Annotated in this window: 15 protein-coding genes; 3 read left to right on the top strand and 12 right to left on the bottom strand. The window is 43.1% G+C overall.

Annotation, left to right across the window (positions count from 1 at the left end):
* Positions 1-4: 4 nt before the first annotated feature.
* Positions 5-1,036, bottom strand: coding sequence for an RluA family pseudouridine synthase (locus AC1XUE_RS16765; protein ID WP_483357139.1), 1,032 nt, complete (start codon positions 1,034-1,036; stop codon positions 5-7).
* 89 nt (positions 1,037-1,125) lie between these two features.
* Between AC1XUE_RS16765 and AC1XUE_RS16760 the strand changes: the two genes are divergently transcribed.
* Entirely contained in the window at positions 1,126-2,031 is a 906-nt protein-coding gene (locus tag AC1XUE_RS16760) for a 1-aminocyclopropane-1-carboxylate deaminase/D-cysteine desulfhydrase (protein ID WP_483357138.1), read from the top strand.
* 11 nt (positions 2,032-2,042) lie between these two features.
* On the opposite strand, the gene AC1XUE_RS16755 is transcribed toward AC1XUE_RS16760, so the two are convergent.
* From AC1XUE_RS16755 to rfaD, 3 genes are all read right to left on the bottom strand, one after another.
* Positions 2,043-4,313 (bottom strand): monovalent cation:proton antiporter family protein, encoded by a 2,271-nt coding sequence (locus AC1XUE_RS16755; protein ID WP_483357137.1) that lies wholly within the window; start codon positions 4,311-4,313, stop codon positions 2,043-2,045.
* A gap of 236 nt (positions 4,314-4,549) precedes the next feature.
* The gene (sufB, locus tag AC1XUE_RS16750) at positions 4,550-6,001 is read right to left on the bottom strand and encodes a Fe-S cluster assembly protein SufB (RefSeq protein ID WP_483357136.1); all 1,452 of its coding nucleotides are present in this window, start codon (positions 5,999-6,001) and stop codon (positions 4,550-4,552) included.
* 147 nt (positions 6,002-6,148) lie between these two features.
* Positions 6,149-7,114 (bottom strand): ADP-glyceromanno-heptose 6-epimerase, encoded by a 966-nt coding sequence (gene rfaD, locus AC1XUE_RS16745; protein WP_483357135.1) that lies wholly within the window; start codon positions 7,112-7,114, stop codon positions 6,149-6,151.
* A 177-nt stretch (positions 7,115-7,291) separates the two neighbouring features.
* On the opposite strand from rfaD, the gene AC1XUE_RS16740 reads away from it, so the two are divergent.
* Positions 7,292-7,711: a 6-pyruvoyl trahydropterin synthase family protein gene (locus AC1XUE_RS16740; protein ID WP_115831534.1), complete on the top strand. Its 420-nt coding sequence runs from the start codon at positions 7,292-7,294 to the stop codon at positions 7,709-7,711.
* Between the two features lie 135 nt (positions 7,712-7,846).
* Positions 7,847-8,959 (top strand): lipid-A-disaccharide synthase, encoded by a 1,113-nt coding sequence (lpxB, locus tag AC1XUE_RS16735; RefSeq protein WP_483357134.1) that lies wholly within the window; start codon positions 7,847-7,849, stop codon positions 8,957-8,959.
* A 68-nt stretch (positions 8,960-9,027) separates the two neighbouring features.
* Here lpxB and AC1XUE_RS16730 read toward each other — a convergent pair whose 3' ends face one another.
* The 8 genes from AC1XUE_RS16730 to ccoN all read right to left on the bottom strand — a co-directional run bounded on the left by AC1XUE_RS16730 (position 9,028) and on the right by ccoN (position 19,061).
* Positions 9,028-10,092, bottom strand: coding sequence for a response regulator (locus tag AC1XUE_RS16730; RefSeq protein ID WP_483357133.1), 1,065 nt, complete (start codon positions 10,090-10,092; stop codon positions 9,028-9,030).
* A gap of 36 nt (positions 10,093-10,128) precedes the next feature.
* Positions 10,129-11,373 (bottom strand): PAS domain-containing sensor histidine kinase, encoded by a 1,245-nt coding sequence (locus AC1XUE_RS16725; protein WP_483357132.1) that lies wholly within the window; start codon positions 11,371-11,373, stop codon positions 10,129-10,131.
* 189 nt (positions 11,374-11,562) lie between these two features.
* Complete coding sequence (hemN, locus tag AC1XUE_RS16720) at positions 11,563-12,927, bottom strand: oxygen-independent coproporphyrinogen III oxidase (RefSeq protein WP_483357131.1); 1,365 nt, start codon at positions 12,925-12,927, stop codon at positions 11,563-11,565.
* A gap of 218 nt (positions 12,928-13,145) precedes the next feature.
* Positions 13,146-13,853 (bottom strand): sulfite exporter TauE/SafE family protein, encoded by a 708-nt coding sequence (locus AC1XUE_RS16715; RefSeq protein ID WP_483357130.1) that lies wholly within the window; start codon positions 13,851-13,853, stop codon positions 13,146-13,148.
* A 28-nt stretch (positions 13,854-13,881) separates the two neighbouring features.
* Positions 13,882-14,325 carry a FixH family protein gene (locus tag AC1XUE_RS16710; protein ID WP_115831530.1) on the bottom strand — a complete coding sequence of 148 codons (444 nt, stop codon included), beginning with the start codon at positions 14,323-14,325 and terminating at the stop codon, positions 13,882-13,884.
* 54 nt (positions 14,326-14,379) lie between these two features.
* The gene (gene ccoG, locus AC1XUE_RS16705; protein ID WP_483357129.1) at positions 14,380-15,786 is read right to left on the bottom strand and encodes a cytochrome c oxidase accessory protein CcoG; all 1,407 of its coding nucleotides are present in this window, start codon (positions 15,784-15,786) and stop codon (positions 14,380-14,382) included.
* A 59-nt stretch (positions 15,787-15,845) separates the two neighbouring features.
* On the bottom strand, positions 15,846-16,871 hold the full coding sequence (locus AC1XUE_RS16700; protein ID WP_483357128.1) for a cbb3-type cytochrome c oxidase N-terminal domain-containing protein: 1,026 nt from the start codon (positions 16,869-16,871) through the stop codon (positions 15,846-15,848).
* Between the two features lie 39 nt (positions 16,872-16,910).
* Positions 16,911-19,061 (bottom strand): cytochrome-c oxidase, cbb3-type subunit I, encoded by a 2,151-nt coding sequence (ccoN, locus tag AC1XUE_RS16695; RefSeq protein ID WP_483357127.1) that lies wholly within the window; start codon positions 19,059-19,061, stop codon positions 16,911-16,913.
* Positions 19,062-19,133: the final 72 nt, after the last annotated feature.

Raw genomic sequence — 19,133 nt, 5'->3', positions numbered from 1 at the left:
TTAGCTATTGATTCTGAACATATTTATCCCATTTTTCCATGAGAGCCTGGAAGTTTTCAGGAAGCTCCGTATCGAATTGCATCCACTCTTTTGTCTTTGGATGTACAAAGCCTAATGATTTGGCGTGAAGTGCCTGGCCAGGTAGGAAGCTGAAACAATTTTCAACCATAGCTTTGTAACTACCCGTAGTACCACCTCTCAGGATTTTCTGACCACCATATACAGTATCGTTAAAAATAGGGTGTCCTATATGCTGCATGTGCGCCCGGATCTGATGCGTTCGTCCGGTTTCCAGATTGCATTTGATTAATGACACATAGCGCATGGGTTTGATAGTTTCATAATGCGTTACTGCATGTTTTCCCTGGGAGCCATCTTCGTAAATGTCCATCACTCTGCGATCTTTTGCACTCCTGCCTATATGTCCTATTATCGTTCCTTTCGTTTCTTTGGGTTCTCCCCAGATCAGAGCATTATATGTACGTTCAATAGTATGATCCGAAAACTGCTTGGCAATGAAGGTCATGGCAAACTCCGTTTTGGCAATCACAAGCAGCCCCGATGTATCTTTGTCAATGCGGTGCACCAAGCCAGGACGGCCTTCTCCGTTACGACCCGTTGGCAGATTTTGGAAGTGATAAACAAGGGCATTGATAAGCGTGCCTGTCCAGTTCCCGAAGGCAGGGTGTACCACCATTCCGGTAGGCTTATTGACGATCAGCAACACATCATCTTCGTAAATAATATCCAAAGGAATATTTTCGGGAATGATCTCTGTATCTCTTGGAGGCTCGGGTAAGGAAAGCGTGACAACGTCCATGGGCTTTACTTTATAGCTTGCCTTCGTTACCTGACCATTTACTTTTACCGCTTCTGCGTCAATTCCATTTTGTATTTTTGTGCGCGACGCATTGGCAACATGTAGGCTGAGGTATTTGTCCAGTCTCATGGGACTTTGCCCTTTGTCGGCGACTATTCGGTAGTGTTCAAACAGATCGTCTTCTTCAGAAGATATTTCGAGGTCGTTTTCTGACATGCTAAAAGTAAGAGGCAAATTGACTAAATAGAATGCTGGTTTTGCAAATGGCTTATTACAACATTCAAATGACAAAATTATCAAATTAAGTGGATAAACTCGTTCCTTCTCTGCCAACACCTTTACAGTTACTTTCAGATGACGTCATTAGAGACGCCGGCATCAAGCTATATATAAAAAGAGATGATCTGATTCATCCCCAGGTTTCAGGTAATAAATGGCGGAAACTGAAATACAATTTGAAAGACGCTTTGGCACAGGGAAAGCAGGCTTTATTGACTTTTGGAGGCGCTTATTCCAATCATCTCTATGCAACTGCTGCAGCGGGAAAAGCATTGGGTATGGAGACCATAGGAATTGTAAGGGGAGAAGAAATAGGTCAAAGATTAAGTCCTACCTTATTATTCTGTGAAGCAGAAAATATGAGACTTGTGTTTGTTTCCCGGGAAGAGTATCGGAAACGACACGATCCGATGTACGTACAGGAATTGCTTGAACGGTTTGATCATCCTTATTTCATTCCGGAAGGGGGAAGTAGTTCTCTGGCACTACAGGGACTCCGGGAGATGGTAGGAGAGGTAGAAGTGGCTGGTATCAAAGCGGATTATTATGCCACAGCGGTAGGAACAGGAGGTACAGCAGCGGGAATTTTAGGGACAGGCAATCATGTACTGGCATTTTCTGCACTCAAAGGAGGTGATTTTCTCGAGAATGATATACATGCACTTTTGAAAAACCAGGACAACAAGGGCAAATTGTATTTGCAAACTGATTACCATTTCGGGGGATACGGTAAATGGAAACCTGAGTTACTCACTTTTATAACGGACTTTCATAATCGTCATGCAATACAACTGGAGCAGGTTTATACCGCGAAAATGATGTTTGGTTTGTACGATTTGATGGAGAAGGGTTTCTTCACGTCGGGGCAGATTGTAGTTGCTGTACATACCGGCGGGCTTCAGGGACTGTTACCTGAGCTCCGCCAGTTATAAGCTATAGACGTTTATGCTTCGTTGAGCTTTTGAATTTTCTTTCTTTCACCAACAATCCATACAATGTCACCCCATTCGAAAGTGGTGTTGGAGTTTGGATTCAGTATTCTGCTTTTATTTCTTTGTATACCTATAATGAGTCCGTTGGTTTTTTCACGTATACCCGAATCACGAATAGTCAGGCCTTTTAGTTTGTTATGCTCGTCTACCACGAACTTTTGAACAATAATGTCTTCAACGTCCTGCTCTTTGATGTTACCTTCCTCACTCGTATCGAAAACCGGCTTAAAAGCCTGCATCTGTTCGTCGGTGGCAATGATACCGATATTGTCAAAAGGCAGCAATCTGTTATCCCGGCCCGGAGCGTAAATCAACTTATCTCCACGCTTGATATAAGCAATGTTCACTCCGAATGTTTCGCGCCATCCAAGCTCTTCCAGGGTTTTTCCTACATATTTGGCCAACGGATTGATCTCCAGGTCAATCATGTGAGCATCCCATGGAGATAAATCGGATTGTGGACTGAAGTGCCTTCTCAATAAATTTTCTGATGATGCATTCTCTTGTTCAGCTTCGAGCTCCCGCGCATTGAGATTACTAAGGAATCTGCCTTCAATACGCTGATAAAATCTTTGAATACGTTGGGAGAACATAAATAATACAAACAAAGTAGCGGGAACAGCCATCAGAATGGCAATCTTGGTAGAGAAAAGTCGGTCTATCCAGAAGCCTATAATGAGTAATCCTATTACGTTCCTGATGATTTCTAGTACCAATAAGGGGCCACGACTGTATTTTTTATCCAGCCACAATTCTTTATAGCCCATATTGTTGGGACGCTTTGTCATCAAAGCCAGCAAGAAAGGCGCTGAAACTCCAAAAGAAATAACAAGTGCAATGATGCTCCTTGTAGTATCATTCTCGATATTCTCATCCAGAAAGGGCAACAGGAATTTCAGAGAAAGCAGGATAAATGCCAAAAGCACGATTCCATTTGTAATGGCGATATTTAAATACGCTTTAAATACCTTCTGCCAGTCACCCTCAGCCTGAATGTTTTGTGTACTTGAAGAGTAATTATTCAACGCTCGGATCCATCTCGGAGGAAGTTTCCGGGAAATGAAGTTGTAAAAAGGCTCAGAAAACTTGATCAGGTAGGGCGTTGTAAATGTAGTAATGGCAGAAGCACCCACTGCAACCGGGAATATAAAATCGCTGGTCACGCCCAGTGATAGACCTAATGCTGCCACAATGAAAGCAAATTCGCCGATTTGTGCCATACTCATCCCGACCTGAACGGCCTGTTTGAGAGGTTGTCCTGATATGAGTGCCCCGATTGTGGTACTGCCCAATTTCCCGATCAGTGTCCAGGACGTTACCAGAATAACCGGCCAGCGGTATTCGATGATCATTTCTGGGTCTATCAACATCCCCACTGAGACAAAGAAAATAGCACCGAAAAGGTTTTTGACAGGTGTAAGGAGATGTTCCACCTTTTCTGCAGTTGTAGTTTCAGCCAGAATGGAACCCATAATGAAAGCACCAAGTTCTGCCGAAAACCCTACTTGTGTTGCCAATACAACCATTCCAAGGCAAAGCCCGATTGAGAGAACAAGCAGTGTCTCTTCGTCCAGTAATGGTTTCACCAATCTTAATAAAGAAGGAAGCAGAAATATACCGGCAATAAACCATAATACAAGGAAGAACAAGAGTTTGGCAACGGTGAACAACATCTCACTGCCCTCAAATTGCTGCGTGATAGCTACTGTAGAAAGCAAAACCATCAATAGGATTACCACAATATCTTCTACAACGAGCACGCCGAAAACGATCCTGGCAAACAATTTGGTTTTAACACCGAGCTCATCGAAGGCTTTGATGATAATAGTGGTAGAAGAGCTAGCCAGCATACCACCCAGGAACATGCTGTCCATGGTAGACCAGCCCATGAGTTTCCCCAGAAAATAACCGGTAATGGTTATAAAGAGAATTTCTACAAATGCGGTGACAGAAGCGGCGCCTCCCACGCGCATCAGCTTTTTGAAACTGAATTCCAGACCCAGGCTAAATAGGAGAAAGATTACACCTATGTCTGCCAGAATTTTTACGTTGGTTGTATCAACAACAGTAGGTGTTAAAGAAAGGTGAGGCCCTACCAGTAACCCCGCAATAATATATCCCAATACCAGCGGTTGCTTTATTCTTCTGAAAAGCAAAGTGGTTATGGCTGCTACAATCAGTATCAGTGCTAAATCTTCTATCAGTTTAGGTAGATGGCCCATTTATTTTTAACTCAGGTAAATGATTGCCACAGGGTACTGCTTGTAAAGTGCAAAGCTGTATCCTCTGATTGGTGGCATTACTAAATCGTATGTGACCAAAAATACAAAAAATAGACGAAATTTCTACAGAAACAAGTAGTGCTTTTGTTAAATATGGATATAAAAAAAATACAAAAAACCTTTGAAAATTCAAAGGTTTTTTGTATTAATAACTTAAAAAAATTACAATTTTAAAGTTAGCCAACGCTACCTTCAAGACTGATTTCCAGCAGTTTTTGAGCTTCTACCGCAAATTCCATCGGAAGTTGGTTAAGTACTTCTTTGGCATAACCATTTACGATCAATGCTACTGCTTGCTCGGTAGGAATACCGCGTTGGTTGCAATAGAAAAGTATATCTTCCCCGATTTTTGAAGTAGTAGCTTCATGTTCGACCATAGCCGAAGGGTTATTCACTTCAATATACGGGAATGTATGCGCACCGCATCTGTCACCCAAAAGCAGGGAGTCGCATTGCGAAAAGTTCCTTGCTTTCTCAGCTCTTTTGAAAACCTGAACCAATCCCCGGTAGGAGTTATGGCTTTTCCCTGCAGATATACCTTTCGATACGATACGGCTTTTGGTATTTTTACCAATATGGATCATTTTGGTACCAGTATCGGCTTGCTGCATATTGTTGGTCACGGCTACCGAATAGAACTCTCCGATAGAATTATCACCTTTCAATATGACAGAGGGGTACTTCCACGTTACCGCCGAACCTGTTTCTACCTGAGTCCAGGAAATTTTGGAACCAGCTCCGTCACAAATACCTCTTTTGGTTACAAAGTTATAAATACCTCCTTTACCGTCTTTGTCGCCAGGATACCAGTTCTGTACAGTTGAATACTTGATGTTTGCATTTTCATGCGCAAATATTTCAACCACGGCAGCATGAAGTTGATTTTCATCACGCATCGGCGCAGTACATCCCTCCAAATAACTCACATGGCTGTCAGCATCGCCAATGATCAGCGTACGCTCAAACTGTCCTGTACCTGCCGCATTAATACGGAAGTAGGTAGAAAGCTCCATGGGGCAACGAACACCTTTTGGAATGTAAACAAATGATCCGTCAGAGAATACTGCAGAGTTCAATGCTGCATAAAAATTATCCTTAGGTGGAACCACTGATCCAAGGTATTTTTTTACCAGATCCGGATGCTCTCTGATGGCTTCACTGATTGAGCAGAAAATAATCCCTTTCTCTCTCAGTGTTTCTTTAAATGTAGTAAATACAGATTCAGAGTCCATCACAGCATCTACCGCAACAGGCACTCCTGATAATCTTTTTTGCTCATTCAGAGAAATACCTAATCTTTCAAAAGTATCACGAAGTTCGGGATCGATATCGTCCAAACTATCCACCTGCTTTTTCTTTTTAGGAGCTGAATAGTACTTAATGGCCCGAAAATCGATTTTAGGATACGTGACATTAGGCCATTTAGGCTCTGTCATATTTTCCCACATACGGAAAGCTTTCAAACGCCACTCCAACATCCACTCAGGCTCATTCTTTTTGGCAGATATAAACCGAACAATGTCTTCATCCAGCCCCGGAGGGGCCTCATCAGCCTCAATGTCAGTTACAAAGCCATATTTGTATTCTGAACTGGTGATTTCTTCCAACAATTCATCTTCTTTGCTCATAGTAGTATTATTATCGCGCTATATCCTCGATTGATGTAACACAAAGAATCGGGATTGAGTTTATTGAGAGGGCCAAAAATACATAAAAAAGCCCACAAATTTATGACGTAAATCATAAGTTTGCAGGCATACTGTATCTTAGGACGGTTATAAATAAGATCCTGACGAAAGATAATTTTTTACATAATCTGCAACACCTTCTTCCAGAGTGTGAAAAGGTTTGTCATAACCGATCGAACGAAGTTTGCTCATATTAGCTTCTGTAAAATACTGATACTTATCACGAATATCGATAGGCGTATCGATAAATGAGATATCCGGAGTCTTGTCCATGGCTTTAAAAGTATTTTCTACCAGATCTTTGAATGTGCGTGCTTGCCCGCTACCCAGATTATAAATTCCCGAATTCTTTCTGTGGTGCATCAGGAAAATACATACATCAATCAGATCTTTCACATAAATAAAATCACGCATCTGTTCTCCGTCGCGGTAGTCAGGATTGTGCGATCTGAAAAGTTTCATTTTATCTGTCGCCTTGATCTGGTTATAGGCATGCATGATTACAGAAGCCATACGGGCTTTATGGTATTCATTAGGTCCGTATACGTTGAAAAATTTCAGACCCGCCCAGAACAAAGGTTTCTTTTCCTGAGCCAATGCCCATATATCAAATTCGTTCTTTGAGTCGCCGTAAGGATTCAGTGGTTTTAGCTGCGAAATGGTTGCTTCATTGTCGTCATAACCGAGTTCACCCAATCCATAAGTAGCGGCAGAAGATGCATAAACAAGCGGAATCTGGTATTCTACACATCTGTTCCATATTTCTTTTGAATAGTTGACATTCAGTTCGTCGAAAATCTGTTTGTCAAATTCTGTTGTGTCTGTTCTTGCTCCGATGTGGAAAATGAATTCTACGTCGCGGTAGTTTTTGTCAATCCAGGAGAAGAGTTCGGCACGCTCCACTTTTTCTTTTATTGTCTTTCCTTCCAGATTTGCGGCTTTTTCGATTTTCGAGAAGTCGTCGACGGCAATAATGTTTTTAAAGCCTTCCGTATTCAGTTGGCTGATCAATCCGCTGCCAATGAATCCGGCTGCACCTGTTACGATTATCATAGTCAATTTGTTGTTAGAATCGGTAAAAGAATGCCAGATAAGAGTACTGATTTTTATGCATCTACTCTAAGTTTCTGGCGTAAATAGGATTTTTTTTAGTTATCCGACTGTTTATCTGCAAAACTACGGATACAAGCTGTAATTTTGTAGCCTATTATTAAGAGAGAAGAAAGTTTTATGATTTACGTAACAAGAAAAGAGCATTTCAATGCTGCCCACAGGCTTTTTAATCCTGCGTGGTCTGAGGAAAAAAACCAGGAAGTTTTTGGGCCATGTGCTAACAACAACTGGCATGGACATAATTTTGAGTTGATTGTTACAGTAAAGGGAACGCCTGATGCAGATACAGGTTTCGTAATCGACCTGAAAGTACTGGGTGATATTATCAAGCAAAAAGTCGTAGATAAGGTGGATCATAAAAACCTGAATATGGATGTGGATTTTATGGCAGGAAAAATGGCTTCGTGTGAAATATTTGTCATGGAGATCTGGAAGATCCTGGCTCCTGCAATTGCTGAAGCAGCTCCACTTGCAAAGTTACACTATATCAAACTGATTGAAACTCCTAAGAACTTTGTGGAGTACTACGGAGAATAATGCAGGCTTTTAGAGATAGCCGGTAATATCCTCAAGGAATTTTAGATAGTGCAACGAAAACGTCAGAAAAGGCTGACAGCTCATAAAAATTCAAGCGTAGCACAAAGCTAGGAGCTTACTGCAAACAGCTAATACATGAAATACTACCTTATTGCCGGAGAACGTTCCGGGGATTTGCACGGAGCAAACCTGCTCAAAGGAATTAAGGAAAATGATCCGGAAGCGGTTTTTCGCGGTTGGGGTGGTGACCTTATGCGGACAGAAGGTATGGATCTCGTAACGCACTACAAGGACACTGCATTCATGGGGTTTTTAGAAGTGGCTAAGAACCTGCATAAGATTTCCGGCTTTTTGAAACAGTGCAAAAAAGATATTACTGCCTACCGGCCGGATGTGATTATTCTGATTGATTACCCCGGATTTAATCTGCGTATTGCCTCTTTTGCCAAAACAAAAGGGTTGAAAGTGTTCTATTATATTTCGCCAAAGGTTTGGGCCTGGAACCAGAAAAGAGCACTGAAAATCAAGCAGAATGTAGATCGTATGTTTGTCATATTTCCTTTTGAAATAGACTTCTACCGTCAATATGATTATGAAGTAGATTATGTGGGGAACCCGCTGATGGATGCGATTGCAGCTTTCAAACCGGATGTCGACTTCAGAATAAAAAATAACCTGGCTACTGACAAACCCATCATTGCGTTGTTGCCCGGAAGCCGCAAGCAGGAAATTATTGGTATGTTGAATGTCATGCTTGCTGTACAACCTCATTTTCCGGATTACCAATTTGTCATAGCGGGTGTGAAAAATTTGCCATCCACATTGTATGAGCAATATCTGGCCGCAGGAAAGGCTCAGATTGTTTACGAATCCACTTACGATCTTCTAAACACAGCAGACGCAGCGCTGGTTACTTCCGGAACAGCAACGTTGGAGACGGCGCTACTGAACGTGCCTGAGGTAGTTTGCTACAAAACCAGTTCTTTATCTTACGCCATTGCCAAAAGACTGATCCGGGTGCGGTTTATATCGCTGGTGAATCTGATTATGGATAAAGAAGTTGTGCGGGAATTAATTCAGGATGAGCTCAATGAGAACTTTATACGTGAAGAGCTAAAAGCCATTTTGCCAGGCGGAGTCAAAAGAGATCAGCAATTGAGAGATTATGCCGAGCTACAAGACAGGGTAGGTAAGGAGGGCGCTTCGGAACGTGCGGGGCGATTAATGGTTTCCTGTCTGACAAAATAAAAACCGGAAAAAGTTCATCCCGGTTTTTAAATCAATCCACGTCAAAGTAAAATCTAGTATTACTGTTTTTAATTACGCATACGTACCAGTTTTTCGTATTCCAGTACGGTTATCAGGCTACCTTTCATATCTACCAGCTTTTCGTCCTTAAAATCAGATAAAGTCCTAATTACAGTTTCTGTAGCAGTGCCCACCATGGAAGCGATATCTTCTCTGGTGATGGACATCGAAAAAGGTTTGGTGCGATCTTCCTGGTATCGTTGTACCAGCATAACCAGTGCCTGCGCTACCCGCTTGCGAACAGAGTTGTAAGCTAGCTGAAGTAATCGTTCCTCCCTGTCTTTGATTTCATTAGACAGCATTTTAATAAACTTGGATGCCACTTCTCTATTGCCCTGGAGCAGATTGAAAAAATCATCTTTCGGTATCATAGCTACTTCTGATTTTTCCAGTGCAATGGCCGTTTCCTGATACGGCTCGCCCTGCAGTAAATCAAGATAACCGAAAAAATCTCCTTCTTTATAAAGATCAGTGATGTATTCCTTGCCATTATCATTGGCCTTGTATGCTTTTATTTTTCCCTTCTGAAGAAAGAAAACATTAGATGGGTAACTGCCTTCGGTATAAACCGTCTCTTTCTTCCGCAGACCTTTAATTTTTTTATCCTCAGCCAGTTTGGCAATCAGGTCGAAAGATTTTGCCTCCAATATAAACTGATCCAAGCCTTCCGCGGATCTGTCGAAATGACGTTTCAGCCGTTCACTTTTCTTTAAGCGGATTTCAACAGCATTCAGAAGCTCAACATCATCGTAGGGTTTGGTCAGGTAATCGTCGGCCCCCATCGTCATGCCTTTACGGTAATCATCCTTTTCAGCTTTGGCAGTCAGGAATACAAATGGAATATTCGACGTTTTTTCGTCTTTTCCCAGTAAATGCAGTACGCCGTATCCGTCGAGTTCGGGCATCATGATGTCGCAAATGATCAGATCAGGGTTTGTCTGATTTGCCATGGCAACACCTTCCTTCCCATTTTGTGCTGTTACTACTTCATAGTTGGCCAGCTCCAGAATCTCTGCCGTGTTTTCACGCATTTCCGGATTATCTTCGATCAATAGTATTTTCCTGGTTTCCAAGGTGATGTTGTTATGCTTCTTTAATATTGTTAATTCTCAAAGAGAAAAATGAATCGTTTTATTATGTTCCGGGTGGTGATTGGGCAATTTAATATGGAATGTGCTTCCTACTCCCACCTCACTTTCGAACGACACCAGTCCGCCCATCAGATCAATATAATTCTGAACGATATTGAGCCCTAGTCCGGTGCCCTGTGCATTTCCTGCATTATGCGCTCTGAAAAAGCGCTCGAATATATGAGCCTGGTCAGCCAGGGGTATACCAATTCCTTCATCGCGGATGACAATGGAGACCAAACTTTCACCGGCTTTGATCTGAAAATGTATACACTTGCCTGCGTCGGAGTATTTGATGGCATTAGAGATCAGATTGAAAAGCACGTTGCGCAAAAGCTGCTTGTCGAGCCATACTTCCAGAATGCCTTCATAGGTGAATTGAATCTGCTGGCCTTCTTTGCAAAGACCTTTGATTTCTTCAATCAAACCAATACTGAACTCCTCCAGTTTCATGGATACCGGAATGCTCTGCACCCGTCCTTCTTCCAGTTTTCCGATGGACAGAAAATCATTGAGAATTTCCGTGAGGTTGGTTACCGCGGATTTGATACGCAACACATGTTTCTGCCTTTTTTCTTCATCTTCCGTTTTTGCATAGCGGCCTATCAGTGACGCCGACGACAATATGGTAGCCAAAGGTGTCCTGAACTCGTGAGACGCAATGGTTACGAACTGGCTTTTCATATTGTTCAGCTCGCGTTCCTTTTTCAAAGCACGTATTACCTCATCCTGCGATTCCTCCACTTTACGTACAGCCGTGGCCAGTTCTTTTGTACGCTGATTTACACGCTCTTCCAACTCAGCATTCAGTTTTTGAATTTCAAGATTTGCCTCAATAATACGATTCTCCTGTTTCTTTCTCTCCGTAATGTCAATGACAAAACTGACTACAAATTCACCGTCACTTGTCTTGAAAGGACTTAAACTCACCTCTACCGGGAACTCTGAACCATCGTGCCTTCTTGCATACAGATCCATGGAGTGACCCATCCCTCTGGCTTTGGGAGCTTCCAGGTATTCATCTCTGTAATTGACATGGTTGCGGGCAAATCGGTTAGGGATCAGTGTCTCTATTTTTTTTCCAACTAAATCCATGTCGCTATATCCAAACAGATCCCTTGCCTTTGGATTGAGCATCACTATTTCGCCCGATTTATTGACTACAACAATTCCTTCAGTCGCATGTTTAAACAGGGCGTCAAGCATCTCTATATGGCGTGTCATCACCTTTGTATGAATTAATATATCATGATCGAACATACAAGGTACAGGAGATAGTTGAAGGTAACAAGGTTTACGTACGTTTTGAAAACCGACACCCATGGTAACTAATTGGTGCTTAAAGGTTAAAAAGTGTCAGAATTTATTAGGATAAAATCCCGGGATTCAGAAGCAAATCCGGGACTTAACTGATCATACGGTTTGACTGAATAATGCCGATTGAGGTACATTCTCCCACAAACGGGCGTCAAATGCCATGCATACGTTTCTTACAAAAGCCTTACCGGTTTCAGTAATACGTAAGTGATACGGTTCTATGCTAATGAGTTCGTCCATTTCCATTTCGGCAAGTCGTTCTATCGCTTTGTATACCTCGTCGCAAACTTCCTCCGGATTGCGCCATGAAGTTTCAAATTTGGTCATCAGATTCAGAATATGACGACGAAGCACCTGGTCATCTCTGGTGAGTTCATGTCCTTTTGCAATGGGAAGCTCACCGGTCGCAATTCTTTTGTAATAATCCTCTACCCGTTTCTCATTCTGAATATAGCCATCCCAGGTGTCGCTGATGGAAGAGGCTCCCAGTCCTATCAGCAGTCGCGTGCGGGTGTCGGTATAGCCCATGAAATTCCGGTGAAGGCGCTTTTCGGTTTGAGCGATATACAGTTCGTCGGTTTCAAGCGCAAAGTGATCCATGCCTATATCCTTATAGCCTGCCAGTTCCAGCGCATTTCTTCCGGTTTCATAAATTGCCATTTTTTTATCCGCATCCGGCAAATCCAATTCAGTGTAACTTCTCTGACCGGGTTTAATCCAAGGTACATGCGCGTAACTGTAAAATGCGATACGATCCGGTTTTAGTTTGATCACCTTCATCATGGTTTCCATCATGTAACATGTCTTTTGCTGAGGAAGACCGTATACAATGTCATAATTGACAGAGGTATAACCTATCTCACGGGCCTTACGTGTCAGATGAGCTACCTGATCATAAGTCTGATGACGATTGATAATCGCAAGTACAATCGGGTTGAAGTCCTGTACACCAATACTGATTCTGCGGAAACCTACTTCATAGAGTGCCAGAAGATGCTCGTCGGTAGTGTTACCGGGATGTGCCTCAAATCCAAATTGTGCTTTAGGATGAATCAATGCATTTTCAGTCAGTCCTTTAATCAACCGCTGCAAGTTTTCCGGACTGAAGAAAGTAGGAGTGCCCCCACCCAGGTGGATTTCTCTTATTACAGGTTTTTCATTCCCCAAAATGGAAAAGTAGAGGCTCCATTCTTTCAGAACGGCATTGATATATTTGGTTTCAACCGCATGGTTGATCGTGATACGCGTATTGCATCCGCAATAAGTACACAGACTTTCGCAGAAGGGTAAATGAACATACAGGCTGATCCCTTCTTTTTGATTGGAAATCGAAAAGGCATTTTTTACCAGACTTTGCCAGCTTGCCTGGGTAGGTGGTGTTTTTTGCCAGTAAGGAACCGTGGGATAGCTGGTATAGCGTGGACCCGGCGTGTTGTATTTGAACAGCAAATCCTTATCCATAAGAAAAGTTGTTTTGATGTATGTTTATAAAGATCAAAACTAGCGATGTGCCGAACCGGAAAACATGATGCTCGTCATCTGAAAAACTTACTGTTGTGGGTATTGTAATCAGTGTTAAGCTGGTTGCAATAGGCAAGAAGCTCTACCTCCATAATTCCGGAGATGGGACTGATCATGGAGGTAAGAAACTGATTTATAGAGAGTCAGATGAGTGAATTTTATTTGCCATGGCAAATCGTAATCTGCGATGATGCAGGGGTTGAGGAAGAAGGATATTGAATCATTACACCACGAACTACCAGCCACACGCCGGCCACAGCAAGCATAATAGGAGTCAGTTTTCTGATGCGGGTACGAAGCGCGGGTGTAAACCATTGCTTGAAGAACCCCACCGCCATCATCATAGGCATGGTTCCCAATCCGAATAGTAGCATGTAAAGCCCGCCACCCGCCATACTTCCGGTCGCCACGGAACTGATTAAAGCAAGATATACCATGCCGCAGGGGAGGAGTCCGTTGAAACTTCCCAATAAAAGCCAGCTGTACATTTTTCGGCTGCGGAGCATGTCGCCCATTTTCTTTTTTACAAACCCGACTGCTTTTTGCCAGAACAATGGTGGGTGGAAATACTTATCTAACGTGGCAGGCCAGAATACATAGATCAGCATTGCAAAACCTGCCAGTACAGATAAGTAACGTAAATAGCCGATCCACGCGAGCGAAGCACCTACTGATCCTATCAGCAGTCCGAGTAGGGAATAAGTGATTGCCCGTCCTGAATTGTAAACAATAAGTGCTGCGAATTGTTGTAAGCGGTTTCCTTTCTGAACGGGTAGTGCGAGTGCAATGGGCCCGCACATACCAATGCAATGAAAACTGCTCATCAGTCCCATTGAAAATGCCAGATATGGAAGAAAAGTGATCATGGGAATTGTGTAAATCCTGATTTGTTAACTATGGATTCATGACAATAACATCCTCATTCCAGTAGGTTTCGGTACCATTCTTCCAGTCAATCTGAAGACGGTAACGCCCAACAGGGATTTTAGAGGCAGGTATAAGCTGTTGATGACCACTGGCGATAACATCGAAACTGCGGTCGTTTTTTTCATTAGCCGGACAGTACAGTTTGATCGTTCCTGATAACTGCTGGTCTATGGTATTGTCAGGATAAGTGATGCTGAGTCCTTCCTCTTTCAATTCCCAAACCAATGGTTTTTCAAGCGCGTTGGCGCGATTTGTCTTATTGATCTTTTCCTGAAATTTGGTTTCTTCTTCGTAGTACTGGCTGGTAACAAGGTCAATCTTCTGATTTGTACTCATGCTCACAAGTACAAGTATCATGGCTACAAAACCCAGATACAAAACGGCAATTCCGGTACCCCAATTGAATTTCATGATAGTGATGGCTTTAAGCCTTTAAGTTGAATAACCTGGTGTGATGTGGTTTAATCAGTTTTGCGGAGCCATGAAGGTTGTTTCGAAAGTCTCCAGTTTTTCATTGTTCTGATAAACCGATAATTTCAGTTTGGTTTTTCTGCTGGTCAATTCTGATTTTGGAATAACAATGAACACGGTCCCCTGCGCCATTCCTGCTCCATCCAGCGTGAGATCCGGTGTTCCGGCAAAAATCAGTTTGCCTTGTGAATTCTCCAATACCAATTTCGGACGCACTACATGATTGGTTTTATTGAAAATCTTGAATGTATACAGATTGCTGATGGAGCCATCTTTATTCTCTACATACTGACTACCAGGAGCGCGGAACATCGTAGTTTGTGTATCTGTGCGCGAAGCGAGCATGAAACCCAGCCCCGACCACAGTAAGATCAGTACTACTACATAGCCGATAACTCTCGGTGTAATCAGTTTACTGGTTTTATTGACAATGGCATTTTCTGAGGTATAGCGGATGAGTCCACGGTCAAAACCGACTCTGTCCATGATCGAATCACAGGCATCAATACAAGCAGTGCAGTTTACACATTCCATCTGCATACCGTTACGGATGTCGATCCCTGTCGGGCAAACTGCCACACATTGGTTACAACTTATACAATCACCTTCAGTACGTTCTTTGCCTTTGTGTAATTTCCCTCTGGTTTCGCCGCGTTTGTAGTCATAGGCCACCACAATAGAATTGCGATCCATGAGAACGCCTTGCAAACGACCGTAAGGGCAAACCACTGTACAAGCCTGGTCGCGCAGCCATGCAAAATTGAAATAAAAGATAGCCGTAAATGCTACAATACCGGAGAAAAGAGGAATATGTTCTCCAATGGGTTCACTAATGATTTTACTCAATTCGTCCACACCAATAACATAGGCAAGCAACAAGTTGGCAATCAGAAAAGATACAGCCAGAAAGAGAAAATACTTGGATCCTTTTTTGATGATTTTATCTGTATTCCAGGGTGCTTTGTTGAGGAGTTTTTGTTTACCTGCATCGCCCTCAATCGCATATTCAATCTTACGAAAAACCATTTCCATGAAAACGGTTTGCGGGCAAGCCCAACCACACCATAATCTGCCGAAAACTGTAGTGAACAGAACGATAAATACCATGAAAGAAAGCATGGTGAGACCGAATAGCCAGTAATCCTGCGGACCTATAAAAATTCCGAAAATGATAAACTTGCGTTCGAGAACATTGAGCAGCAGAAGTGGCTGTCCGTTTAATTTGATGAAGGGTGCCGCAAATAGTAAGCCAAGTAACACTACAGTAAACCAGACACGGCGGTTGTGCCAGTTACCTTTTGGTTTTTGAGGATAAAACCAGTTTCTCTTCCCATCCTCCGTTACCGCGTTGAAATGATCGCGGAAGTACTCGTCCTGCTCGGGAATATCAAAGGTTTTCATTGTATTTGATATTTGTGGTGATGTCAAGGCCCAAATTTATCCTTGACATCACCGGTTTTTTATTTGGCACTCAATTGATCTCCTTCAAAAAGTTCGCCCTGAGGCTCTTTTGGTGTAGCTGGTTTAGTGCCTTTTAAAGACAATACATAGCTTGATACTTTTTGAATATCAGTGGGGGATAGTTGCTTTTCCCATGAAATCATCCCTTTTTCAGGAACACCATATTTGACAACTTTAAATATATCACGGATACTGCCGCCATGAAGCCAATAGGCATCTGTGAGGTTTGGTCCTACAGAACCTCCACCGTCAGGGCCATGGCAAGCCGTACATTTTTCCTGAAACAGCGCCTGACCTTCCGCAAGTATAGCAGCGTCTGTTAATGCAGTTACTGAATTCTCATCCATGCTGGCGCCCACCTTCTCCATATAGGCTTTCTTTTCAATTTCGGCCTGAGCAATTTCCTTATCCAGTTCGGCAAGCTGCATATCACCCATTCCGCTAAAATAGTAGGCAGAATAGCCGATAGCAATAAGAATAGTAGCTACGAAAAGTGATTGTAACCATGGCGGCATACGGTTGTCGAGTTCCTGGATCCCGTCGTAATCGTGTCCGTCGATCAGGATATGTTTCTCATCTTTCAGAGAAACTCCTGCTCCTGCAAATTTTTTCCACCAATGCTCGCTGAATACAGCAGTCGATTCTCCTTCGGGACCTTTTTTAGTAGATAACTGACTTAGCAGACTTAGTGCATTTGCAAGCACGATTGCAACCAGAACCGTTACAAAGAATAAAACTCCTAATATGACGTAGAGTATCAGATCTGTACCGGTCACAGCTCTGATTGGCTCTTCATTCTGGGCAAATGCAGACAACGACGTGAATACAATCAGCAGCAGTGACATAACGGATTTTTTCACCACCCCGTCGTTTAAGGGCAGATTGCTCATTTTGCCCAGCGATTTCTTGTCAATGCGCAGTACAAATATGATCAGAGAGGCAAAGAACAGGAAGAATATGACCAGCGAAATCAGAGGGAAGACTTCAATCCCCACAATGTTTTCAAGATATGTTCGAAATTTCATGATGATAAATGATAATGATGGAATACACGGACAGATCAACTACTTCTCGGTCTTGATATCTGTTCCCAATCGTTGCAGGTAAGCAATGAGGGCAATGATTTCTTTTTTCTCATCCGCTTTGATACCACTCTGTTTGAGTCGCTCCTGAATTTCCCTGGACTGTTTTGTCAGTTCCGAATTGGCTACTTTATCGTAATCTTTTTCATAAGGAACTCCCAGCGTTTGCATCGCTCTGATTTTTGATGCTGTTGTACTTGTATCCAGGTCATCCTCCAGTAACCATTCATAACGCGGCATGATAGAACCTGGCGACATACTGGTCGGGTCTTCCATGTGATTGTAATGCCAGGAATCTGGGTATTTGCCACCCACGCGGTGCAGATCCGGACCGGTACGTTTTGATCCCCACTGGTGCGGGAAATCGTATACAAATTCACCTGATTTGGAGTACTCTCCATAACGTTCAATCTCTGCACGGAACGGACGTATCATTTGCGTGTGGCATACATAACAACCCTCACGTACATAAATGTCGCGTCCCTGCAACTCCAGTGGTGTATAGGGCTTCACTGCAGCGATGGTTGGAACGTTTGAGTCGATCATGAACGTCGGGATCATCTCAATCATGCCGCCAATGGCTACGGCGATCAGCGCAAATATGGTCAGAGCGAGTGGCTTGCGTTCAAACCATCTGCGGTGCCAGTATTCGTTCTTGCTGGCGTGCCAGATCGCGCTCAAAGGCATTGCTTTGGCGGTTTCGTCAGGAACAAGTTTGCCTTTGGCGGCAGTCATCCAGAGGTTATAGATCATCACTACAAATCCGATGATGTACAGTGTTCCACCCACACTTCTCAGGAAGTAAAGCGGCGCAAGTTGGGTAACGGTTTCAAGGAAGTTAGGATATTTCAAAAGCCCTTCTTTCGTGAATTCCTGCCACATGGAACTTTGCACCCATCCTGCCCAATACATAGGAACAGTATAGAATATGATACCCAATGTACCGATCCAGAAGTGGAAGCTTGCCGCTTTTTGAGAATACAGCGGTCGGTTATACAAACGAGGGAACAACCAGTATAGTAAACCAAATGTAAGGAACCCATTCCAGCCTAACGCTCCTACGTGTACGTGAGCTACGATCCAGTCTGTATAGTGAGCGACCGCGTTCACATTTTTGAATGAAAGCATGGGTCCTTCAAACGTGGCCATACCGTAAGCGGTGATAGCCACTACGAAGAATTTCAATACGATATCCTCACGAACGCGATCCCATGCCCCACGCAATGTCATCAGACCGTTGATCATCCCACCCCATGAGGGCGCGATCAGCATCACAGAGAATACAGTTCCCAAAGTCTGAGCCCATTCGGGTAAAGCAGTATACAACAAATGGTGAGGGCCTGCCCAGATGTACAGGAATATGAGTGCCCAGAAGTGGACGATGGAAAGTCTGTAGGAATAAATCGGACGGTTGGCTGCTTTGGGCAGGAAGTAATACATCAAACCCAGGTAAGGAGTAGTAAGAAAAAAGGCTACGGCATTGTGTCCGTACCACCACTGTACAAGCGCATCCTGGACTCCGGCATACACCGAATAACTTTTAAATAAAGAGATGGGTAAAGCAATACTATTTACAACGTGCAGCATCGCTACAGTAATGAAAGAAGCAAGGTAAAACCAAATGGCCGCGTAGATGTGTTCCGTGCGTCGGTTGATGGTCGTCATGATCAGGTTGATAAGGGCAGACACCCATACCACCGCGATAGCAATGTCCAACGGCCATTCCAGTTCTGCATATTCTTTGGAAGTAGTGAGTCCCATCGGAAGTGTGATGGCTGCTGCCAGAATGATAAACTGCCAGGCCCAGAAGTGAAAACGGCTTAGTACAGGGCTCCACATCGGTGTACGCAATACACGTGGTGCAGAATAATACATACCTGTGAAGAAACCATTACCTACAAAAGCAAAGATGACAGCATTGGTATGGAGCGGTCTGATACGGCCAAAAGTAAGATATTGGATGTCCATATTCAGATCTGGAAATACAAGCTGAAGTGCTGCCAGCAGTCCAACAAGCATCCCTATGAGTCCGAACAAAATTGTCGCGATTGCGAAATTCCGTACAATACGGTTGTCGTATTTAAACTCGTCCAGCTCGACAGATGCAATACCCGGATGTGGAAGGTTTGACATAATATTAAATAGAATTTGGTGAATAGAGTTTTTGCTGATTGCTGCGGCACCTATTGTAGGTGCCGCAGGATT

The sequence above is a fragment of the Dyadobacter sp. HNCC25DJ187 genome (assembly GCF_056895255.1).
This window is presented reverse-complemented; position numbering and strand designations above follow the sequence as displayed.